At 61.0% G+C, this 19,997-nt stretch carries 21 protein-coding genes; 8 read left to right on the top strand and 13 right to left on the bottom strand.

Going from position 1 to position 19,997, the window contains the following annotated elements; genetic code table 11:
* Positions 1-122 precede the first annotated feature (122 nt).
* From HX817_RS06485 to HX817_RS06500, 4 genes are all read right to left on the bottom strand, one after another.
* Positions 123-1,037 carry a LysR substrate-binding domain-containing protein gene (locus tag HX817_RS06485; RefSeq protein ID WP_173883068.1) on the bottom strand — a complete coding sequence of 305 codons (915 nt, stop codon included), beginning with the start codon at positions 1,035-1,037 and terminating at the stop codon, positions 123-125.
* 209 nt (positions 1,038-1,246) lie between these two features.
* Positions 1,247-2,551, bottom strand: a complete 1,305-nt coding sequence (gene dctA / locus HX817_RS06490) for a C4-dicarboxylate transporter DctA (protein WP_003207293.1) — start codon at positions 2,549-2,551, stop codon at positions 1,247-1,249.
* Between the two features lie 98 nt (positions 2,552-2,649).
* Complete coding sequence (locus HX817_RS06495) at positions 2,650-3,525, bottom strand: alpha/beta fold hydrolase (protein WP_008430843.1); 876 nt, start codon at positions 3,523-3,525, stop codon at positions 2,650-2,652.
* A 238-nt stretch (positions 3,526-3,763) separates the two neighbouring features.
* Positions 3,764-4,225, bottom strand: a complete 462-nt coding sequence (locus tag HX817_RS06500; RefSeq protein WP_003210114.1) for a VOC family protein — start codon at positions 4,223-4,225, stop codon at positions 3,764-3,766.
* A 235-nt stretch (positions 4,226-4,460) separates the two neighbouring features.
* Here HX817_RS06500 and HX817_RS06505 point away from each other — a divergent pair, with 235 nt between their 5' ends.
* Genes HX817_RS06505 through HX817_RS06515 form a run of 3 tightly spaced genes read left to right on the top strand, consistent with a single transcriptional unit; the run spans position 4,461 to position 7,153 of the window.
* A complete protein-coding gene (locus tag HX817_RS06505; protein WP_087695269.1) occupies positions 4,461-5,684 on the top strand; it encodes an SfnB family sulfur acquisition oxidoreductase in 1,224 nt (407 codons plus the stop codon).
* 3 nt (positions 5,685-5,687) lie between these two features.
* Complete coding sequence (locus tag HX817_RS06510) at positions 5,688-6,353, top strand: methionine ABC transporter permease (RefSeq protein ID WP_008430846.1); 666 nt, start codon at positions 5,688-5,690, stop codon at positions 6,351-6,353.
* Between the two features lie 29 nt (positions 6,354-6,382).
* Positions 6,383-7,153 carry a MetQ/NlpA family ABC transporter substrate-binding protein gene (locus tag HX817_RS06515; protein WP_003210120.1) on the top strand — a complete coding sequence of 257 codons (771 nt, stop codon included), beginning with the start codon at positions 6,383-6,385 and terminating at the stop codon, positions 7,151-7,153.
* Positions 7,154-7,283: 130 nt separating this feature from the next.
* Here the strand turns inward: HX817_RS06515 and soxR are convergent, their stop codons facing one another.
* Positions 7,284-7,727 (bottom strand): redox-sensitive transcriptional activator SoxR, encoded by a 444-nt coding sequence (soxR, locus tag HX817_RS06520; RefSeq protein ID WP_008430848.1) that lies wholly within the window; start codon positions 7,725-7,727, stop codon positions 7,284-7,286.
* Between the two features lie 90 nt (positions 7,728-7,817).
* Here soxR and HX817_RS06525 point away from each other — a divergent pair, with 90 nt between their 5' ends.
* Positions 7,818-8,180 (top strand): antibiotic biosynthesis monooxygenase, encoded by a 363-nt coding sequence (locus HX817_RS06525; RefSeq protein ID WP_032898632.1) that lies wholly within the window; start codon positions 7,818-7,820, stop codon positions 8,178-8,180.
* On the opposite strand, the gene HX817_RS06530 is transcribed toward HX817_RS06525, so the two are convergent.
* Genes HX817_RS06530 through msuE form a run of 4 tightly spaced genes read right to left on the bottom strand, consistent with a single transcriptional unit; the run spans position 8,172 to position 12,240 of the window.
* Positions 8,172-9,275 (bottom strand): sigma-54-dependent Fis family transcriptional regulator, encoded by a 1,104-nt coding sequence (locus HX817_RS06530; protein ID WP_003210127.1) that lies wholly within the window; start codon positions 9,273-9,275, stop codon positions 8,172-8,174. The two genes, HX817_RS06525 and HX817_RS06530, sit on opposite strands and share 9 nt — an antisense overlap.
* Positions 9,276-9,286: 11 nt before the next feature.
* Positions 9,287-10,474 carry an acyl-CoA dehydrogenase family protein gene (locus tag HX817_RS06535; protein ID WP_003210129.1) on the bottom strand — a complete coding sequence of 396 codons (1,188 nt, stop codon included), beginning with the start codon at positions 10,472-10,474 and terminating at the stop codon, positions 9,287-9,289.
* Positions 10,475-10,521: 47 nt separating this feature from the next.
* Positions 10,522-11,667, bottom strand: a complete 1,146-nt coding sequence (ssuD, locus tag HX817_RS06540) for an FMNH2-dependent alkanesulfonate monooxygenase (protein ID WP_003210130.1) — start codon at positions 11,665-11,667, stop codon at positions 10,522-10,524.
* A 9-nt stretch (positions 11,668-11,676) separates the two neighbouring features.
* Positions 11,677-12,240 (bottom strand): FMN reductase, encoded by a 564-nt coding sequence (msuE, locus tag HX817_RS06545; RefSeq protein ID WP_003210131.1) that lies wholly within the window; start codon positions 12,238-12,240, stop codon positions 11,677-11,679.
* A 397-nt stretch (positions 12,241-12,637) separates the two neighbouring features.
* On the opposite strand from msuE, the gene HX817_RS06550 reads away from it, so the two are divergent.
* The 3 genes from HX817_RS06550 to HX817_RS06560 all read left to right on the top strand — a co-directional run bounded on the left by HX817_RS06550 (position 12,638) and on the right by HX817_RS06560 (position 16,141).
* On the top strand, positions 12,638-12,907 hold the full coding sequence (locus HX817_RS06550) for a hypothetical protein (protein ID WP_177020568.1): 270 nt from the start codon (positions 12,638-12,640) through the stop codon (positions 12,905-12,907).
* A gap of 228 nt (positions 12,908-13,135) precedes the next feature.
* A complete protein-coding gene (locus HX817_RS06555; RefSeq protein ID WP_087695274.1) occupies positions 13,136-14,296 on the top strand; it encodes a cysteine desulfurase family protein in 1,161 nt (386 codons plus the stop codon).
* 36 nt (positions 14,297-14,332) lie between these two features.
* A complete protein-coding gene (locus tag HX817_RS06560) occupies positions 14,333-16,141 on the top strand; it encodes an aminopeptidase P family protein (RefSeq protein WP_177039997.1) in 1,809 nt (602 codons plus the stop codon).
* Here HX817_RS06560 and HX817_RS06565 read toward each other — a convergent pair.
* The gene (locus HX817_RS06565) at positions 16,138-16,728 is read right to left on the bottom strand and encodes a 2-hydroxychromene-2-carboxylate isomerase (protein ID WP_177039998.1); all 591 of its coding nucleotides are present in this window, start codon (positions 16,726-16,728) and stop codon (positions 16,138-16,140) included. The genes HX817_RS06560 and HX817_RS06565 overlap by 4 nt on opposite strands.
* Before the next feature lie 35 nt (positions 16,729-16,763).
* Positions 16,764-17,495 carry an SDR family oxidoreductase gene (locus HX817_RS06570; protein ID WP_003210139.1) on the bottom strand — a complete coding sequence of 244 codons (732 nt, stop codon included), beginning with the start codon at positions 17,493-17,495 and terminating at the stop codon, positions 16,764-16,766.
* A gap of 89 nt (positions 17,496-17,584) precedes the next feature.
* Between HX817_RS06570 and HX817_RS06575 the strand changes: the two genes are divergently transcribed.
* Positions 17,585-18,145, top strand: coding sequence for a TetR/AcrR family transcriptional regulator (locus tag HX817_RS06575; protein WP_008430866.1), 561 nt, complete (start codon positions 17,585-17,587; stop codon positions 18,143-18,145).
* Between the two features lie 12 nt (positions 18,146-18,157).
* Here HX817_RS06575 and HX817_RS06580 read toward each other — a convergent pair whose 3' ends face one another.
* Positions 18,158-18,439 (bottom strand): hypothetical protein, encoded by a 282-nt coding sequence (locus tag HX817_RS06580; RefSeq protein ID WP_003210144.1) that lies wholly within the window; start codon positions 18,437-18,439, stop codon positions 18,158-18,160.
* A gap of 167 nt (positions 18,440-18,606) precedes the next feature.
* Entirely contained in the window at positions 18,607-19,494 is an 888-nt protein-coding gene (rhtA, locus tag HX817_RS06585; RefSeq protein WP_177039999.1) for a threonine/homoserine exporter RhtA, read from the bottom strand.
* Positions 19,495-19,997: the final 503 nt, after the last annotated feature.

The following is a 19,997-nucleotide window of genomic DNA, read 5'->3' on the forward strand; positions in this document are numbered from 1 at the left end:
CGTGCCCGCTTTTGATTTGGCTTTTTGCTCTACAACACTCAAGCCGGCCGGTAGGCCGCTGTAAGAGCAGAACCGTCAGCGGCCGTTACCGCAGCAACGGATATGTACTCAAACCCGGCACGCTAAATCGACAACCCCTTGAAGTGCTCCTGCAAAAACTCCACACACGCCCGCAACTTCCCGGAGTAGGCCAGCCGCGTCGGGTACACCGCCCACACGTTGGCGCTCTGGGTGTAGTCGTGCAGCACCTGCACCAGTTTCCCTTGCTCCAGCAGCGGCTTCACATCCCACATCGAACGCAGCAACACGCCGCGCCCGTCCAGGGCCCATTGCAAGACGATCTCGCCGTTATTCGACGACAACGGCCCGCGCACGCGCACGCTGTCCTGCACGCCATCGCGCTCCAGGTGCCAGATGCCAAACGCGTTGTCGCGCTCCTTGAGCACCAGGCAGTCGTGCTGTTCCAGGTCGCTCAAGTGCTGCGGCACACCACGACGTTCGAGGTAGGCGGGCGCCGCACACAGCACCCGCCGGTTACTCACCAGCCGGCGACCGATGTGTTGCCCGGGGATGTCGTCGCCCACGCGAATCTCCAGGTCGAACCCCTCGCTGACGATATCCACCACCCGGTCGAACAGGTCCAGGCGAATCTCCAGGTCCGGGTATTGTTCGGCCAATAGCGACAAGGCCGGTGCCACATGGTTACGGCCGAAACCGAAGCTGCTGCACAAATGCAGGTGGCCGCGCGGGCTGTCGTGGGCGTCGGAAAGCTCGTCGGACAACTGCTGGAAGTCTTCGAGAATCCGCACGGCCCAGCGCTGCACACGCTCGCCATCTTCGGTCAGGGCGATACGGCGGCTGGTGCGGTGCAGCAGGCGGGTGGCGAGGGTGGTTTCGAGAATCTGGATACGCTTGCTGACGTAGGCCGGGGACAAACCCAGCTCGTCGGCAGCCGCAGCAAAGCCGGCCTTGCGGATCACGGTCAGGAATACCCGCAGGTCTTCAGGTAGGGGCACGGTATCTTTCTTGTTGTTCATCAGAAACAGGCATGGCGGCATGAACCGCCAGAATAGCACCGGTATGGCGAAGGAGTTTCTGTGGTGAGGGCGCTTGCTGTGGCAAGGGAGCTTGCTGTGGCGAGGGAGCTTGCTCCCGCTGGAGTGCGTAGCGCTCCCAAAGATCTTGGGGCCGCTGCGCAGCCCAGCGGGAGCAAGCTCCCTCGCCACAGGGGATTGGTGTTTAAGGGTTACTCGGCGGCGATCTTCGCCTGGGCGGCGGCCCGTGCGTGGCGGCCGTGCTTGAGGGCGATGGGCGCCATTTTTTCGCGGTCCAGTTCACCTTCCCACGCAGCCACCACCAGCGCCGCCACGGCATTGCCGATGATGTTGGTCAGTGAGCGGCATTCAGCCATGAACCGGTCCACACCCAGGATCAGCACCATCGCCGCCACCGGCACCGTCGGCACCACCGCGAGGCTGGCGGCCAGCGCGACAAAACCTGCGCCCACCACCGCACCGGCGCCTTTTGAGGTAAGCATCGCCACCGCCAGCAGGGTCAGTTGTTGCTCCAGCGTCAGGTCGATATTGGTCGCCTGGGCCAGGAACAGCACCGCCAGGGTCATATAGATGTTGGTGCCGTCCAGGTTGAAGGTGTAGCCGGTGGGCACCACGATCCCCACCACGCCTTTGGACGCGCCAAGGCTTTCAAGTTTCTGGATCAGTTGCGGCAGGGCCGATTCGGAGGAGCTGGTGCCCAGCACGATCAACAGTTCAGCCTTGATGTAGGTCAGCAGCTTGAAGATGCTGAACCCCACATACCGGGCGATGCTGCCCAGCACCACGGCGACGAAGAAAAACGCGGTGACATAGAACGTGCCCACCAGTTTCAACAGCGGCAGCAGCGAGCCCAGGCCGTATTTGCCGATGGTGAAGGCGATGGCCCCGAAGGCCCCGATCGGCGCGACGCGGCTGATCATCCCGACGATGCGGAAGAACACTTCGCTGGCCTGGTTGATCACGCCGACCAGGGGCCGGCCCTTCTCGCCGATCATCACCAGCCCGAGGCCAAACAGCACCGACACAAACAGTACCGGGAGGATTTCGCCTTTGGAGAAGGCGTCGAAGAAGGTAGTGGGGATCACATGCATCAGGAACCCGGTGACGCCTTCGCCGTGTTCGGCCTGGCCGACAAAACCGGCGATGGCGGAGGTGTCGAGGGTCTTCACGTCGATATTGAAACCCACGCCGGGGTGCAGCAGGTGCGCGGCGAGGATGCCGATTACCAGGGCGATGCTGGAGACGATCTCAAAGTACAGCAGCGCCTTGCCGCCGACGCGGCCCACCTGCTTCACGTCGTGCATGCTGGTGATGCCGGAGACCACGGTGCAGAAGATGATCGGGCCGATGATCATCTTGATCAGCTTGATAAACCCGTCGCCCAACGGCTTGAGGTCGATGCCCACCTGAGGCCAGTGGTTGCCGATCAACACGCCCAGCACAATGGCGATGATCACCTGCACATACAGGGTTCCCAGCAGTTTTCTGATTGTCATTTTTATTATCTCGAGACGTTTTTTGGGCAAGCAGATCCCGTCGCAGGCTGTTTCAAGCCTGCGGGGCGGGATCGGTCAGGTCAGCGGTTCATAAAGGCTCAGCGAAGGAAGGTCAGGACTTCGCCGAGCAGCACTTCAGGGATTTCTTCTGCGATGTAGTGGCCGGCCGGCAGGGCCTTGCCACGTACGTCGGTCGCGACTTTCTGCCATTCCTTGAGGGGTTCGAAGCAGCGCCCGACGGTGCCTTCGGCGCCCCACATCACCAGCAGCGGCAGCTCCAGGTGGTTGCCCTTGTCGATATCGGCGCGGTCGTGCTCAAGGTCGATGCCAGCGGCGGCGCGATAGTCCTCGCAGATCCCGGTGGCGGTGCCGGGCAGTTTCAGGCAACGCAGGTATTCGGCGAAGGCTTCATCGGTGAACGGCTTGAGCCCGGCACTGCGGCTGCCCATGACGCTGCGCAGGTAGAGTTCCGGGTTGCCTTCAATCAGGCTCTCGGGCAACGGCGCCGGGCGGATCAGGAAGAACCAGTGCCAGTAGGCGCGGGCAAAGGCTTCGTCGGTCTGGGCGTACATGGACAGGGTTGGTGCGATGTCCAGCAGCACCATGCGCTGCACGGCCTTGGGGTGGTCCAAGGCCAGGCGATGGGCGACGCGGGCGCCACGGTCGTGGGCCAGCACCGAGAACTCGTCGAAGCCCAGGGCCTTCATCAGCTCGACGCCGTCGCGGGCCATTTCGCGTTTTGAATAATTGGTGTGATGGTCAATGGCGGCGGGCTTGCTGCTGTCGCCATAACCGCGCAGGTCGGCGGCGACCACGGTGAAGTGTTCGGCCAGTTGCTCGGCGACCTTGTGCCAGATGACGTGGGTCTGCGGGTGCCCGTGCAGCAGAAGCAGGCCGGGACCCGCGCCGCCTTTGCGGTAGCTGATGTCCACACCGTTGACGTGGCGCTGGTCTTTTTGGAATCCGGCGAACATGGAATGACTCCTTGTGATGATTGCTTGCATCCTGAAATCACACGGCGCCCGGGGCAAGGGGGAAAGCGTGGAGGGGTTGTTCATGAAGTGTGTTGAAGCCCGATCTTTCAGGCAGTGCAGGTCAACGGTGGGAGCTGGCTTGCCTGCGATGCAGGCAACTCGGTGTATCAGTCGCACCGAGGTGATGCCATCGCAGGCAAGCCAGTTCCTACCGTTGGGTTGCGTCGCCCTGGCGACTTCATCCTTGCTTGAACAACGCCTCGGCACGCTGGCGAACCTGCGCCTCGGTCAAGTCCTCCTTGCGCGTGGCCAGGAACCACACATGCCCGAACGGGTCTTTCAGCGTCCCGGAACGGTCACCGTAGAACTGATCCTTGGGTTCTGAAATCGCCGTGCCGCCGGCCTTGATGGCCTGGGCGAACTGTTGGTCGACATCTTGCACATAGAGATGCAGGCACACGCTGGGGTGTTCTTTTCCCGGGCTGCCGAACGACATTTCGCCACAGGGCGAGGCCATCATGATCGCCGAATCGCCAATGCGCAGTTCGGCATGGCCGATCTTGCCGTCGGGCATGTCCAGGCGCATGACTTCGGTGGCACCAAAGGCTCGTTTGTAGAACTCGATGGCTTCAGCGGCTTTGTCGATGCCCAGGTACGGCGTGATGCTGTGGTAGCCCTCGGGAATGGGTTTAACGCTCATATCGTTCTCCTTGATGGTGGTTGTGGAGGGACGGCTTTTTCACTATAGGCCACGTGCGCCGTGGCTTGCGGGCAGCCGACGAGGTGTTGCCCAGGCAACAGCAAACCGGCAGTTTGCTGCGCCAAGGGCGGTCTGCCGCGCGTATATCGGGAGCAAACCCTTGTGTTTGAAGGCCAGGCGCCTCAGGCACAGAAGCTGCAATGCCTCTGGCAAACCATTCGCCCGAGAGCGTTGTATGTCTGTACTGCCTGTATCTGCCGATTACCCGATTCACACGCCCCACGCCGAGTTGATCCGCGACGAGGCCCACGCACTGGCCGTTGCCCGCCGAGTCGCTGCCGTGTTGCTGGAACAGGACGCCGAGCGCGATCGCACCCGCCAGGTGCCTGCGGAGGTCGTCGACCTGTATTCCAACAGCGGTCTGTGGGGCATCAGCGTGCCCCGCGAGTTTGGTGGTGCCCAGGTGTCATACGCGGTGTTGGCCCAGGTGATTGCGATTATCTCGGCGGCCGACCCTTCGCTGGGGCAAATCCCGCAGAACCATTACTGCCTGCTGGAAGATATCCGCCTGCAAGGCACGCCCGAGCAGCAGGCGTACTTTTTTGGCCTGGCGCTGGAAGGGCATCGGTTTGCCAATGCGCTGTCGGAAACCGGCGGCAAGAACGTCCAGGACATCCAGGCGACCATTCGCCGGCAAGGCGATGGCTATGTGATCAACGGTCGCAAGGGTTATTGCACCGGTTCGCTGTATGCCCACTGGCTGGCGGTGCTGGCGCTGGATGAACAGCAGAATGCGCAATTGGCGTTCGTGCCGCGCGGCACCGCAGGCCTGGTGGTGGTCGACGACTGGGACAGCATGGGCCAACGCACCACCTCCAGCGGCACGGTGCTGGCCGAAGGCTTGAAGGTGCCGGCGTTCAATCTGTTTCCTACCCATCGCTCCTACGATTCGCCGACCCTGGCCGGGCCTTTCGCTCAATTGACCACCGCCGCCATCGATGCCGGCATCGCCCGTGCCGCGTTGCGTGACACGGTGCAGTTCGTCCGGCAATTCGCCCGTCCATGGATCGATGCCGGGGTGGAAAACGCCAGTGAAGACCCGCTGACTATCATCCAGGTCGGCGCGCTGGATATTCGCCTGGAAGCGGCGGAAGCCTTGCTGGAGCGGGCCGGAAAGGCCCTGGACGCCGCGCGCCCGGCACCCGATGAAGACAACGTTGCCCACGCCTCCCTGGCTGTCGCGCGAGCCAAGGTACTGACCACTGAAATCGCCATTGAAGCCAGCAACAAGCTCTTCGAACTCGGCGGCACCCGCTCCACCCTGAAGAAGCACAACTTCGACCGTCACTGGCGCAATGCACGGGTGCATACCCTGCATGACCCGGTGCGCTGGAAGTATCACGTGGTGGGCAACTGGCTGCTCAACGGCGCCAAGCCACCGCGTCACGATTGGTCTTGACCCATGGCCGAGCTGTTTAAAAACATCTATTGGGCCGACATCGGCCAAGCCTGCCTGGAAACCCTGAGCATGCTCAGCGCGGCCCTGGGTTTTACCGTGCTGCTGGGGTTGCCGCTGGGGGTGCTGTTGTTCCTCACCGGCAAGCGCCAGTTGCACGAAACCCTGGTGGTGTATCGGGCGCTGTCGGTGGTGGTCAACGTGCTGCGCTCGCTGCCGTTCATCATCCTGCTGATTGTGCTGATCCCGGTGACCACCCTGCTGGTGGGCACCTCCCTGGGCGTGGCCGGTACGATTCCGCCGTTGGTGGTGGGCTGTACGCCGTTCTTTGCGCGGCTGGTGGAAACCGCCTTGCGCGAAGTCGACCGTGGCGTGGTGGAGGCCACCCAATCCATGGGCGCCAGCACCTGGCAGGTGATCCGCCACACGCTGTTGCCGGAAGCCCGGGGCGGGCTGCTGGCAGCGGTCACTGTCACCGCGATTGTGCTGGTGGACTACACCGCCATGGCCGGGGTGATCGGTGGCGGTGGCCTGGGCGACCTGGCTATCCGCTACGGCTATCAGCGTTTCCAGACCGACGTGATGGTGGTCACCGTGTTGCTGCTGTTGGTGCTGGTGCAGGCCCTGCAGATGACCGGTGACCGTTTGGTGGCGCATTACAGCCGCCGTTGATTCCTATAACTAATGCCTTCGGAGCAACCATGAAAAAATCCCTGGCCATCTTGGCCGCTGTCTTGTCCTTCAATGCCTTTGCCAACGAGACGCTGGTCGTCGGCGCCACGCCCGTGCCTCACGCCGAGATCCTCGAGTTCGTAAAGCCGGTGCTGGCCAAGGAAGGCGTGGACCTGCAAATCAAGGTCTTCACCGATTTCATCCAGCCCAACCAGCAACTGGCGCTGAAGAACATCGACGCCAACTACTACCAGTACCGGCCATTCCTGGATGACTACAACAAGACCCGGAATACCAACCTGGTGCCGGTGGTCGGTGTGCACATCGAGCCTTTCGGCGCGTACTCGACCAAGATCAAAAATATCTCGGAGTTGAAAGACGGCGCGACAGTGTCGATCCCCAACGACCCGGTCAACACTGGCCGCGCCTTGGTGCTGCTGGACGAAGCCGGCCTGATCAAGCTCAAGGACCCGAGCAACACCCTTGCCACGCCGCGGGATATCGTTGAAAACCCCAAGCACCTGAAAATTCGTGAACTGGAAGGTGCGTTGCTGGCCCGCTCGGTGAGCCAGGTGGACCTGGCGTTCGTGTTTGCCAACTACGCCCTGGAAGCGGGGATCGACACCAACAGCGCGTTGATCGTCGAGAAGGGCAAGAGCCTGTACGTGGAGTACCTGGTCGCGCGCCCGGACAACATCAATGACCCTGGCATCCAGAAACTGGCCAAGGCGTTGAACTCCGATGAAGTGCGCCAGTTCATCCTGACCCGCTATAAAGGCCAGATTGCCCCGGGATTCTAAGTCTGACGGCGATCAAAATGTGGGAGCGGGCTTGCTCGCGAAGGCGGTGGATCAGCCACTGCATCTGGCGACTGACACCCCGCTTTCGCGAGCAAGCCCGCTCCCACATTGATCGAGTTTTACCCCGCCATTATGTGGACGGCTCCAAGAGTTGTGCCCCAGGCCCGCGCTCACCCAGCACGTCGTCGTGATTGCGCAACGGGCACGCCTCCAGCGACAGGCACCCGCAGCCAATACAGCCGTTGAGTTTATCCCGCAGCAACATCAGTTTTTCGATGCGCTGGTCCAGGTCCTCACGCCATAGCGCAGACAGGCGCTCCCAATCGGCAGCGTTGGGCGTGCGGCCATCGGGCAAGGTTTGCAGCGCGTCATGGATCGTTGCCAGGGGAATGCCCAAACGCTGGGCAATCTTGATCACCACCACCCGGCGCAACACATCCCGCGGATAGCGCCGCTGGTTGCCGGCGTTGCGGTGGCTCTTGATCAATCCCTTGGTTTCATAAAAGTGCAGCGCGGTAACCGCCACGCCACTGCGGGCTGCCAGTTGGCCGACGGTGAGTTCTTTGGTGACCATGAAAAAGCCCTTGACCTTGACTTAACTAGAGGTTTTACCCTGCGTGGCATCGAATCGCAAGATTGTGCCTACAGTGAGAGGGGAATGTTCATGCAGGTATTAGAGAAGAGTCTGAGTTTTACCCAGATGGTCGAATTCCACATCGAGCCTCAGCAGCAATCCGCGTTGGTAGCGGCCCTGTCATCCCAGAGCGAGCGCCTGGCCCAGGGCCATGGCGGCTTTATCAATGCCAGCGTGCAGGTCAGCGATGATGGACGCCGGGTGCTCAGCTACCTGCAATGGCGCTCCCGCGAGGAGGGGGAAGCGGCCTTCAAGTGTTTTGAGCACGGTGAGGAAGATTTCTGGACGCTGATCCGCGCCCACCAGGCCACGGCAGTGACCTTCGGTTCGTTCCAGGTGCTGCGCAGCATCGAACGCAGCCATGACAACGCTCTGCACTGCCGCCTAAATTGACAGGTGCAGCATGCGCTCGCCCTGTACGTTTTCGCCGGGGCGTCGCTTGTTCACCGCCAGCTCGCCGATCTTGATCAAACGGGTACGGGTCACGTTGCGGCTCAGGCCCAGCAGGTTGGCGGTGTGCACCTGGTTGTAATGGCTGAAGCGGTAGGCGGCGCGCAGCAGCGCATCCTCGACCTTTTCATGCAGGGCCCCGGCCTGTTCCTCGAAGAGCTTTTGAAAGGCGCGTTCCAGCAGGGCTTCGGCGCTGTTGTCGGTGCCGTGCTGGCTGTCGTCCTGACGCTCGATGCGCATGTTCGACAGGCGCAGGTCGTCGCGCTCGATCACCCCGTTGCGGCAGATCAGCAGGGTGTGGTGGATCACGTTTTCCAGCTCGCGGATGTTGCCCGGCCAGCTGTAGCTTTTGAGCTTTTGCTCGGCCTCGCGGCTGATGGTGATCGGGCCGTAACCCAGGCGCTGGCTGTAGGCTTCGATGAAATGCCGGGTCAGTGGCAGGATGTCACCGGGCCGATCCCGCAGGGGGCTGAGTTCGAGGCTGACCACGTCTAGGCGGTAGTACAGGTCTTCGCGGAAATGCCCGGCATTGATGGCTTTCTCCAACTGAACGTTGGTGGCCGCCAATACCCGCACGTCGATGGGAATGCTTTTGCGTGAGCCCAGGCGCACCACTTCGCGTTCCTGCAGTACCCGTAGCAGCTTGACCTGGATCGCCATCGGCAAGTCACCGATTTCATCGAGGAACAAGGTGCCGCCGTCCGCCTCTTCGAACCAGCCGGCCTTGGCACTGAGGGCGCCGGTGAAGGCGCCTTTTTCATGGCCGAACAGCTCGGCTTCCACCAGGGATTCGGAAAACGCGCCGCAGTTCACGGCCACGAAGGGCCGGTTGCGCCGGGCGCTGAGGTTGTGGATATGGCGCGCCACCAGCTCTTTACCGGTGCCGGTTTCGCCGATGATCAACACGCTGGCTTCGCTGGGCGCGACTTGCTGGATGTGCGCCAGCAGCGCCTGGGATTTGGGGTCTTCGAAGACCTGGGCCGTGGCGCGGATCGAGGTCGCAAGAGCGGGCGAGGGCGGTAAGGTTAAAAGCTGCATGGGCACCTCTTCTAGGAGTAGAACGTGGGAATCGGCAGGGACTGGTTCAACGCCCAGTCCCCCAGTTCGTGGAGCTTGTAGTCCACCGGGTCGTGCAAGGTTTGCGTGCGCAGGTTGCGCCAGTGCCGGTCCAGGCGCAGCGAGGCGTGGGTGGAGCGCGCGCCGGTGACTTCGAACAGGCGGCTGCACAGCTCCAGGCCGTTGCGGGTGGCAGCGACCTTGGCCGTGGCGATGGCGATGGCCAGCTCGCCGCGCTCGCTTTCACTGAGGCTCGGGCCCTTGGCCCAGGCCTGGTCCAGCAGTTCGGCGGCGCGTTCCACCAGCAGGCGCACGCCTTCCAGCGCGACCCAGAATTCGCCGTAGTGGTTGAGCACGTACGGGTCCTGGCGAATGTCCTGCACCGTGGATTTATGCCAGGGCCGGGTTTCGGTCAGGGTGTAATTCCGGGCTTCGGCAAACGCGCCTTCGGCGATGCCGAGGAACATGTGGGTGAAGGTCAGTTGAGCGATCAGCGGGCGCAGGCAGGCGAAGGGCGTACTCAGCGGGCCGGGATCGAGGAGCAATTCCGACTCTTCCACGCGTACCCGTTCGAAGCTGGCGCTGCCGCTGTCGGTCTGGCGCTGGCCGATGTTGTTCCAGTCATTGTGCAGGGTGATGCCACTGCGCCCGCTGGGGATGGCCGCGATCAGCAGCTTGCCGCCGGCGCTTTCATCCACCGCCGAGGCGATCAGCATTTCCGAGTCGCTGGCACCGGAGCAAAAGCTCTTCTTGCCGGAGAATTCGCGCCAGCCGTTGTAGGCCTTGACCACTGTGCGCGTGTCCAAGGGGTTGAGGGCGTTGCCCCAGAACCAGTTCTTGCGCGCGGTTTGTTCGAACCAGGGTTGCCATTGCTCCGGGCGTGAGAACAGGCGAACGGTGGCGAGCATCAGGTGATGAAAACCGAAGACGTGGGCGATGGAGCTGTCGACCTTGGCGAATTCGCGCACGATCTCCAGGGTTTCGCTCCAGCGGGCGCCGAGGCCGCCGTACTGGGTGGGAATGCTCAGGGCCAGCAAGCCGCTTTGGCGCAGGGCGTCACGTTCGGTCTTCGGTGTGCCGCCGCGCTCGTCGCGTTCGACGGCAGTGAGGGCAAATTCGGCGGCCAGCAGTTTGGCGGTCTGCAAGGGTGAGGGCAGGACGCTGTTGGGTTTGGCTGTCACGCGGTATTCCTCATGGTGTGCCGGGGCGTGCCCCGGCAGACGGCAGGTCAGGCCTTGGCTTTTGCCGGCAGGACGTCGTTGGCAATCATTTCGCCGAACGGTCCGGTGAGGTTGGTGACGCCGCGCCCGGCCAGGCTGGCGTAGGGTTCCGGCAGCAGCGGGAACACCAGTTCGGCAAAGCGATACGCCTCTTCCAGGTGCGGGTAGCCGGAGAAGATGAAGCTTTCGATGCCCAGGTCTGCGTATTCCTTGATGCGCTCGGCGACTTGCTGAGGGTTGCCCACCAGGGCCGTGCCCGCGCCGCCACGTACCAGGCCGACGCCGGCCCACAGGTTGGGGGCGATCTCAAGGTTGTCGCGGCGCCCGTCGTGCAGGGCGGCCATGCGCCGCTGGCCTTCGGAGTCAAAGCGCGAGAAGGATTTTTGCGCGGCGGCGATGGTCTCGTCGCTGATGTGCTCGATCAGTTTGGCCGCGGCTTTCCAGGCGTCTTCTTCGGTTTCGCGCACGATCACATGCAGGCGAATCCCGAATTTGACGGTGCGCCCGTGGCGGGCGGCGCGCTCACGCACGTCGGCGAGTTTCTCGGCGACGGCGGCCGGTGGTTCGCCCCAGGTCAGGTACACGTCGACTTGTTCGGCGGCGAGGTCGTGGGCAGCGTCCGAGGAACCGCCGAAGTACAGCGGTGGATATGGCTTCTGCACCGGTGGGTAAAGTGCCTTGGCGTTCTGCACGCGCAGGTGTTTGCCTTCGAAATCCACCGATTCGCCTTGCAGCACGCGGCGCCAGATCTTGAGGAATTCGTCGGTCACTTCGTAGCGTTCGCTGTGATCGAGGAAGCTGCCGTCGCCGCGGTTTTCGTCGGGGTCGCCGCCGGTCACCACGTTGATCAACAGGCGGCCATTGGACAACCGGTCGAGGGTGGCGGCCATGCGGGCCGAGACGGTTGGCGAGATGATCCCCGGACGAATCGCCACCAGGTAACGCAGGCGTTCGGTCAACGGCACCAGCGCCGAGGCAATCACCCAGGAGTCTTCGCAGGAGCGGCCGGTGGGAATCAGCACGCCGTGGTAGCCGAGGTTGTCGGCGGCCTGGGCGACTTGTTTCAAATAGTTGAGGGTGACCGGGCGAGCGCCCTGGGTGGTGCCCAGGTAGTGGCCGTCACCGTGTGTAGGCAGAAACCAGAAAACATCCATGACAAATCCTTAAGCGATTTTCAGCAGAGAGGTGGGATGCGCGGCAAACAACGGCGCGGCGCGTTCTGCAGCAAGGCGAATGCGGGCCTTCAAGGGCTCACTGGTTATGTGGTAATCGGTGAAATCGGCCTCGGTGGCGTACACGCCAATGGGCAAGGTCAGGGCCTGGAAAAAACTGAACAGCGGGCGCAACTGGTGATCGAGTACCAGGGCGTGGCGTTCGCTGCCGCCGGTGGCCGCCAGCAACACCGGGGTGTTGATCAGGGCGTTGAGGTCGACCAGGTCGAACAGGTGCTTGAGCAGGCCGGGGTAGGAGCCGCGATACACCGGCGCGGCAACGATCAGCAAGTCGGCCTGTTCGATGGCCTGCAGTTGCGCTTCGACGTCGGCGGGCAATTCCTGGCGGGACAGTGCGCCGCCCAGCGGCCGGGCAATGTCGCCCAGTTCGATCAGGGTGGCCTGGATCGGCAATTGATCGGCCAGTTCGGCCAGCACCGCCTGGGTCAACACCAGGGTGCGGGACGGACGCCAGGTTCCGCCGGAGAGGGCAACGACATTCAGTGGACGGGTCATCAACAGTTCCTTTTTCAACAGTGGCTCAGGGCAAGAGCAGTAGCAGGGCTTGAGCAAGAGCTGTACCAAGCTGTGCAGCCCTTGACTGGCGTGGCCTCTGTGCCAGGTGTTGGAAAATGGTGGTGTTGTCTGCCTGGTGTTTTGTTGAATGACTGTTGCCTGGGCAACAGTTGCCAGGCGAACAGTGGCGTGAGTGTTGAGGCCATTTATAGAGGGTTGTGTTTATTCCGTAAATGAACGTATTTCCATATTTATAGACCTAAATGGAATATATGGCGCGACTATCAGAAGTGTCGCAAAGGTTGATAGCGACTATCACGGCTGATGATTTTTCACCGTGCAGGTGCGGGAGTAGCCTGTACTCATTGACTTCAGCCCGTTTCGCAGGACCTTCGCCATGAACCGTTTTCTCGCCATTTCCGTATTGCTTGTCACCTCAGTCCTTGCCGGTTGTGCGACGCATTCGTCGCCCGAACTGCGTGGCTATTCGGCCGAGGAGAGCAAGGAACTGGCGCTTGAAGCCCTGAGCCGTCGAGGCCTGTCATTTGATGAATACCAACAGAAGAAAGCCGAACTGACCGGCCAGCCACAGAACACCTTCGGTTTCGACCGTCAGGGTGAGATGAATGCCGAGCGCAGCATGACGCTGCACGGTCGCCCCAGTTGAGTCAGTGGCGAGGTCTGAAAAGCCCGAGGTTTCCCACAGGAACCTCGGGCTTTTTGTTTGCCATCCGTTTCCCGGAGCCTGTTAAGCTGAATTTCAGGAGCGTTCCTACGCACTTTTAAATAAAGTGGTCTTTCTTTAACGGCACGGGATCAGGTAAACCATCTTCCTTCCTGATTGCGGCCCCTGAGACGTTGTTCTCGGGAACCTGCTCTGCGAGTCTTTAACGTCATGAATAAACGTCCGCTGTATTTCGACTACGCCGCCACCACGCCGGTGGATGAGCGGGTCATCCAGGTGATGGTTGAGTGTCTGGGCTTCAATGCCAACTTCGGCAACCCTGCGTCCAGTTCCCACGCGTTCGGCCAACAGGCCCGGCAAACGGTTGAGCAGGCACGGGGCCAGGTGGCTGAGTTGGTCGGCGCCGAGCCGGCACAGATTGTCTGGACCTCCGGTGCCACCGAGTCCAACAACCTCGCCATCAAGGGCGTTGCCCAGGCGCGCGGCGTGGCCGGCGGGCACATCATCACCAGCCAGATTGAACACAAGGCCACGCTCGACACCGCTCGCCAGTTGCAGGAAGCCGGGGTTGCCGTGACGTACCTGGTGCCGGACGCCGAGGGTTTGATCAGTGTCGAGGCGGTGAGCGAAGCATTGCGTGAGGACACCTTCCTGGTGTCGCTGATGCTGGTGAACAACGAGCTGGGCACTCTTAACGATATCCGGGCGATTGGCGCACGCGTGCGCGAGCATGGCGCGCTGTTTCACGTAGATGCGGCGCAGGGCGCAGGCAAGGTCGAGATTGACCTGGCCGAATGGCCAGTGGACCTCATGTCATTTTCCGCACACAAACTCTATGGTCCCAAGGGTATCGGCGCGTTGTACGTCGGCCCACGTGCGCAGCAGAAAGTGCTGGCGCAGATTCACGGCGGTGGCCATGAAGGTGGTTTGCGTTCGGGCACCCTGGCAACTCACCAGATTGCCGGCATGGGTACCGCGTTTGCCCTGGCGGCAGCGTCCTTTGCTGAAGAAAAGGCGACCATCGTTGCCTTGCGCGAGCGCCTGCTGGAACAGCTGAATACAATTGCCGGGGTGCGCCTCAATGGCAGCCTTACCCAACGCATTCCCCACACCCTGAGCCTGACGTTCAGCGAAGGCGAGTTCAATTCCGCCGCGTTGAGCGCGGGCATTGCCTTCTCGGCCACTTCGGCTTGCAATTCGGCGAGCAATGCACCGTCCCATGTGCTTCTGGCGCTGGGCCATGATGCCCGCAGCGCAGGTCGCACCATTCGCTTGAGCCTCGGGCGGTTTACCACCGAGCAGGATATCGATCAGGCGGTACAGCTGATCAAGGCGGCACTGGCCAGCGCACCGGCGTTCTGGGCCGTTTGACCCCATAACAATTATTAGTGGTTAGCAGGAGACACGATGAGCACACAGCCTTTGACCCATGGAGCGGTTCCCCAGCGCCTGGCGCACACCCGCGAACTGATGAGCCGCGAGGGCATTCATGCCCTGTTGGTGCCGTCGGCGGACCCGCACTTGTCCGAATACCTGCCGGGTTACTGGCAGGGCCGTCAGTGGTTGTCGGGTTTCCATGGGTCGGTGGGCACGCTGATTGTTACTGCGGATTTTGCCGGTGTATGGGCAGACAGCCGCTATTGGGAACAGGCGACCAAGGAGCTCAAGGGCAGTGGCATCGAGTTGGTCAAGCTGCAACCCGGCCAGCCCGGGCCGCTGGAATGGCTCGCGGAGCAAACGCCGGAAGGCGGCGTGGTGGCCGTTGATGGTGCGGTCATGGCCGTGGCCTCGGCGCGCACCCTGGGCAGCAAGCTGGAGGCACGTGGTGCACGCTTGCGCACGGATATCGACTTGTTGAATGAAGTCTGGCAAGACCGTCCAACCTTGCCGAACCAACCGATCTATCAACATCTGCCACCCCAGGCCACCGTCAGTCGTGGCGAGAAGCTCGCAGCCCTGCGTGCCAGCTTGACGGAAAAGGGGGCCGACTGGCATTTCATCGCGACCCTGGATGACATTGCCTGGCTCTTTAACCTGCGGGGTGGCGACGTTTCGTTCAACCCGGTGTTTGTCTCGTTTGCCTTGATCGGCCAGCAGCAGGCGACGCTGTTTGTGGCCCTGAGCAAAGTCGACGCCGAGCTTCGCGCGGTGCTGGAACAGGATGGCGTGACCCTGCGCGATTACAGCGAAGTCGCAGCGGCGTTGAAGGACATTCCTTCGGGCGCGAGTGTGCAGGTCGACCCGGCCCGGGTGACCGCCGGCTTGCTGGAAAACCTGGGCAGTGGCGTCACGCTGATCGAGGGGCTTAACCCGACCACCTTGGCCAAATCGCGCAAGAGCCTGGCGGACGCCGAGCACATTCGCCAGGCCATGGAGCAGGATGGCGCGGCCCTGTGTGAATTCTTCGCCTGGCTCGACAGCGCGTTGGGCCGTGAGCGCATCACCGAACTGACCATTGATGAGCACCTGACGGCAGCGCGTACCCGTCGTCCGGGTTATGTGTCGCTGAGCTTCAATACGATTGCCGCATTCAACGCCAATGGCGCGATGCCGCACTATCACGCGACTGAAGAAGAGCACGCGCTGATCGAAGGCGATGGCTTGCTGCTGATCGACTCCGGTGGCCAGTACCTGGGTGGCACGACCGATATCACGCGGATGGTGCCTATCGGGACGCCAAGCGAAGAGCAGAAACGCGATTGCACGCGGGTGCTCAAAGGTGTGATTGCCTTGTCCCGCGCGCATTTCCCCAAGGGCATTCTTTCGCCGCTGCTGGATTCCATCGCCCGTGCGCCGATCTGGGCCGAGGGTGTGGACTACGGCCACGGTACCGGTCATGGCGTCGGCTATTTCCTCAATGTGCATGAAGGCCCGCAGGTGATCGCCTATCAAGCCGTCGCCGCACCGCAAACCGCGATGCAGGCCGGCATGATTACGTCCATCGAGCCCGGCACTTACCGTCCGGGGCGTTGGGGTGTGCGCATCGAGAACCTGGTGTTGAACCGTGAAGCGGGCAAGACCGAGTTTGGCGAGTTCCTCAAGTTCGAGACACTGACACTGTGTCCGATCGACACCCGTTGCCTGGAGCCGTTATTGCTGACGGTGGAGGAGCGCCAGTGGTTCAACGATTACCACGCACACGTCCGTGAGCGCCTGAGCCCGCTGCTCAGCGGTGCAGCGCTGGAGTGGTTGCAGGTACGCACGGCTGCGATCTAGCCCAGCGCTTCGCGCACAAAGTCCAGGCGATCCTGGCCAAAGAACAACTGGTCGCCGACGAACATACTGGGGGCACCGAATACGCCACGCTGAATCGCGTGTTCGGTGTTGTCCTTGAGGGTTGTCTTGACTTCGTCATCGTTGGTCAGCGCCAGGATTGCTTCAGGATCAAAGCCGTGTTCGGTCAGCACTGCGGCTACCACAGACAGGTCTCCCAAGTGTCGGCCCTCGACCCAGAGTGCGTGGAACAGGCAGTCGATGAAGTCGAGAAAGCGTTCGGGCTGGCGCATTTGGACGCCGGTGACCGCACGCATCAGCATTAATGTGTTGATGGGAAAGTGCGGATTGAACTTGAGCGGAACGTGGTAGCGCTGGGCGTAGCGTGCCAGGTCCTGGAACATGTAGCGACCTTTGGCGGGAACGGTGGCCGGTGACGCATTGCCGGTGGCCTTGAACACCCCGCCCAGCAGCATTGGCTTGTAAATCAGCTGGGTGCCGGTTGCAGCGCACAGGCCTGGAAGTTGGGTATAGGCCAGATAGGTGGCAGGGCTGCCGAGGTCGAAGAAAAATTCTACTGTTTTACTCATGCTGGATACTCGCAGTTTATTGTTATGGGGCGTGCTTACCAGGGTTCATTCCAGGGGCGCAGGTCCAGCTCGAAGGTCCAGGCGTCCCGGGGCTGGCTGTGCAGGTACCAATAGTTATCGGCGATGTGGTCCGGATTGAGAATGCCGTCCTGATCCTTGAGGGCGTATTTTTGCGGGAAGTTGTCGCGGATGAAGTCGGTGTCGATGGCGCCATCCACGACGACGTGGGCGACGTGGATATTCCGTGGGCCCAGTTCGCGAGCCATGCTTTGCGCCAGTGCACGGATCCCGTGTTTAGCTCCAGCGAACGCGGCAAAGCCGGCGGCTCCACGCAACCCGGCCGTGGCACCGGTAAACAGGATGGTGCCGCGGTTACGGGTGACCATGCGCTTGGCCACTTCCCGCGCGTTGAGGAAGCCTGAGAAACAGGCCATCTCCCAAATCTTGAAGTACTTGCGGGCGGTTTCTTCCAGGATGCTGCACGGCACATTGGCGCCGATGTTGAACACGAAGGCTTCGATGGGGCCCAGTTCGGTTTCAATCCGTTCGATCAGCGCGATAACGTCTTCTTCCTTGCGGGCATCGCAGGCAAAGCCATGCGCCTCGCCACCTGCTGCGTGGATGCTATCCACCAAGGGTTGCAGTTTATCGGCGCTGCGCCGGGTGACGCAGGCGACGTAACCCTCACGGGCGAAACGCTTGGCGATGGCACCACCTGTGGCATCGCCGGCACCCACTACCAGTACGATTTTCTTGTTGTTCGTCATGGGAGATCCTTTAGTAAACGATCGTTTGCCAAACGAACGTTATGCTACGATCCAGCAGGCGTCAAGCTGACAGCACAGTGGAGGAAGCGATGCGATATTCGGCTAGTCACAAGCAGCAAACCAGGGAAAAGCTTCTGAACAGCAGTGCGGCACTGGCGAAGAAAGAGGGTTTTGCCAGTGTCGGGGTGGATGGCTTGATGAAGGCCATTGGCTTGAGTGGCGGTGCGTTTTATAGCCACTTCGCTTCGAAGGATGAATTGTTCAGTTCGATTGTCGAGCGTGAATTGAGCCACAGCCTTGAGCGATTGAATGGCGACGGGGTGCAAAGCCGTGAGCGGCTGGATCGCTGTTTGAAGTTCTACCTGAGCATGGCCCATGTGGAGCAATCCGAAGCCGGATGTGCGTTGCCGAGCCTGGGGGCGGAGATTGCGCGATCTGATGTGGCCGTTCGTCAACAGGCGCAGGACTGGATTTGCCGATTGCAGGTGGGGTGGGCAGCAACACTGGGCAGCGAGGCCCTGGCGTGGTCGATTCTGTCGCAATGCATCGGCGCCCTGGTGGTGGCGCGGATGATGGTCGACCCGCAGGTGCAGGCACAGGTCCTGTCATCGAACTACGAGGTGCTCAGCCAGCAGCTGTCGAGGCTGTGAGGTCATCGACAGTTACTTGCAGATGACAATCATGCTTCGGCTTGTGTAGCCGGCGGGGTTAAGACCGAACGGGTAGTCGCCTGGGTCTTCGGCGTTGTCCCCCGACTTGGCGATGACTTTATAGCCTTTGGCGCCACACGAATTAGCTGCACTGGCGTAGCACTGGTCCCAGGAAGAGGACAGGCCTGAGCAGTTGATATGCAGGCCCTTCTTTCCCCGTTTTACTTCGGTCTTGGTGGTCGCGGCACAACCTGCGATTGCCACAATCATGAACAGCATCAAAATTCGCTTCATTACTATCCTTAATAGCCGCCTCGCTTAAGTGCACGAAGCTGGCTTTGCTCGCTCTCGAGTGTAGCGTTCATGATGTCCTTATCGAAAATCTCCATGAATGACACTGGGTTACGACCTAAACATGGCCTAATTGAGCGGCAAATGCCATAGCTACGTCAAATCCTGAATCAATCGGCTGGAACGAGTGGTTTTGATTCGTTACGCATGGTCAGGGTTGCACCCACCGAGGCCAGGATAATGCAGGTGATGGCCAGCCATTGCGCCAGGGACAAGTGCTCTTGAAGGAAAAACAGCCCGGACAGGGCGCCGAACGCGGGTTCGATGCTCATCAGGGTTCCGAATGTGCGGGCTGGCAGGCGAGTCAGGGCGACCATCTCCAGGGTGTAGGGCAGGGCGGTGGATAAAACCGCGACACCAATGGCGATCGGGATCAGCGAGGGTGTGAGGAGTGCGGCGCCCGCGTGGACGATACCTATCGGTGCAACAAACAACGCTGCAATCATTACGCCGAGGGCCGCAGTCTGAACGCCATTGTCGGCGCCGGCCTTTTGGCCAAACAGAATGTAGAGTGCCCAGCACGCACCTGCGCCGAGTGCATAGGCGGCGCCTGTGAGGTCAAGGCCGCTGCTGGCTTCGCCCACTGGGATCAATAGCAGAAGTCCGACAATCGCCAAGGCTATCCAGAGAAAGTCTACGGCGCGTCGCGAAGCGTAGATGGCTACTGCCAGTGGGCCGGTGAATTCGAGGGCTACTGCAATTCCCAGCGGAACGGTGCGCAGCGACATATAGAAGAGGAAGTTCATTCCCCCCAGCGCCATCCCGTAGACGATCACCGTCTGCAACGACTTGGCTGTCAGCTTGGCGCGCCATGGGCGTAAAAGGAGCAGCATGATCACACTGGCGAAAATCAGGCGCAGGGTGGTGGTGCCCTGGGCGCCCACGATGGGGAACATGCTTTTGGCGAGTGAGGCGCCTGATTGAATAGAGGCCATGGCAATGAGTAGCAGGCCGACCGGAAACAGTGTCGAAGCCAGGCTACGCGGGGAAGTGGTCATTGAGGGTATTCGTCCGAGGTCGTATTGAAAGAAACCGAGTGGCTATGATGCTTAACTGTTGAGCGTTGGGCAATATATTGCTCAATTAGTTAACGGTTCCTTCCTATATAGACGAATTCCGTGATTGTCGGGATGGATTGATAGAAAAGCTGAATTAAGGGTTGACGGCAGATTCTGGAAGTCTATAATTCGCCCCACTTCCGGCGCAGTCGAAACGGAAAACTCCTTGGTAAACAAAGAGTTATGTAGGTTTCGACAGCGAGTTGCTTCAGATCATCGAAGCCCAGAAGGAGTTAGTAAGGCAGTGTTGTTTGGCCTTGTTAACGTTTCGATCTTCTCGGTCGAAAGCGGAGAAAAAGAGGTGTTGACAGCAGCGTGTAACGCTGTAGAATTCGCCTCCCGCTAACGAGAGATCGAAAGCGCAAGTGGTTGAAGTTACAAAGGAAACTTTGAAAACTTCTGAAAATAATCACTTGACAGTAAATGAGGCTGCTGTAGAATGC

The sequence above is a fragment of the Pseudomonas sp. C6002 genome, assembly GCF_013385805.1.
Lineage (GTDB): Bacteria > Pseudomonadota > Gammaproteobacteria > Pseudomonadales > Pseudomonadaceae > Aquipseudomonas.

Bases quoted from the DNA above. Each gene is read 5' to 3' on its own strand.
- HX817_RS06560 (WP_177039997.1), top strand. From the start codon at position 14,333: ATGAGCACACAGCCTTTGACCCATGGAGCGGTTCCCCAGCGCCTGGCG.
- rhtA (WP_177039999.1), bottom strand. From the start codon at position 19,494: ATGACCACTTCCCCGCGTAGCCTGGCTTCGACACTGTTTCCGGTCGGC.
- HX817_RS06510 (WP_008430846.1), top strand. From the start codon at position 5,688: ATGGCCGAGCTGTTTAAAAACATCTATTGGGCCGACATCGGCCAAGCC.
- HX817_RS06485 (WP_173883068.1), bottom strand. From the start codon at position 1,037: ATGAACAACAAGAAAGATACCGTGCCCCTACCTGAAGACCTGCGGGTA.
- HX817_RS06525 (WP_032898632.1), top strand. From the start codon at position 7,818: ATGCAGGTATTAGAGAAGAGTCTGAGTTTTACCCAGATGGTCGAATTC.
- HX817_RS06505 (WP_087695269.1), top strand. From the start codon at position 4,461: ATGTCTGTACTGCCTGTATCTGCCGATTACCCGATTCACACGCCCCAC.
- HX817_RS06550 (WP_177020568.1), top strand. From the start codon at position 12,638: ATGAACCGTTTTCTCGCCATTTCCGTATTGCTTGTCACCTCAGTCCTT.
- msuE (WP_003210131.1), bottom strand. From the start codon at position 12,240: ATGACCCGTCCACTGAATGTCGTTGCCCTCTCCGGCGGAACCTGGCGT.
- HX817_RS06570 (WP_003210139.1), bottom strand. From the start codon at position 17,495: ATGACGAACAACAAGAAAATCGTACTGGTAGTGGGTGCCGGCGATGCC.
- HX817_RS06515 (WP_003210120.1), top strand. From the start codon at position 6,383: ATGAAAAAATCCCTGGCCATCTTGGCCGCTGTCTTGTCCTTCAATGCC.
- HX817_RS06500 (WP_003210114.1), bottom strand. From the start codon at position 4,225: ATGAGCGTTAAACCCATTCCCGAGGGCTACCACAGCATCACGCCGTAC.
- HX817_RS06495 (WP_008430843.1), bottom strand. From the start codon at position 3,525: ATGTTCGCCGGATTCCAAAAAGACCAGCGCCACGTCAACGGTGTGGAC.
- soxR (WP_008430848.1), bottom strand. From the start codon at position 7,727: ATGGTCACCAAAGAACTCACCGTCGGCCAACTGGCAGCCCGCAGTGGC.
- ssuD (WP_003210130.1), bottom strand. From the start codon at position 11,667: ATGGATGTTTTCTGGTTTCTGCCTACACACGGTGACGGCCACTACCTG.
- HX817_RS06565 (WP_177039998.1), bottom strand. From the start codon at position 16,728: ATGAGTAAAACAGTAGAATTTTTCTTCGACCTCGGCAGCCCTGCCACC.
- HX817_RS06580 (WP_003210144.1), bottom strand. From the start codon at position 18,439: ATGAAGCGAATTTTGATGCTGTTCATGATTGTGGCAATCGCAGGTTGT.
- HX817_RS06530 (WP_003210127.1), bottom strand. From the start codon at position 9,275: ATGCAGCTTTTAACCTTACCGCCCTCGCCCGCTCTTGCGACCTCGATC.
- HX817_RS06575 (WP_008430866.1), top strand. From the start codon at position 17,585: ATGCGATATTCGGCTAGTCACAAGCAGCAAACCAGGGAAAAGCTTCTG.
- dctA (WP_003207293.1), bottom strand. From the start codon at position 2,551: ATGACAATCAGAAAACTGCTGGGAACCCTGTATGTGCAGGTGATCATC.
- HX817_RS06555 (WP_087695274.1), top strand. From the start codon at position 13,136: ATGAATAAACGTCCGCTGTATTTCGACTACGCCGCCACCACGCCGGTG.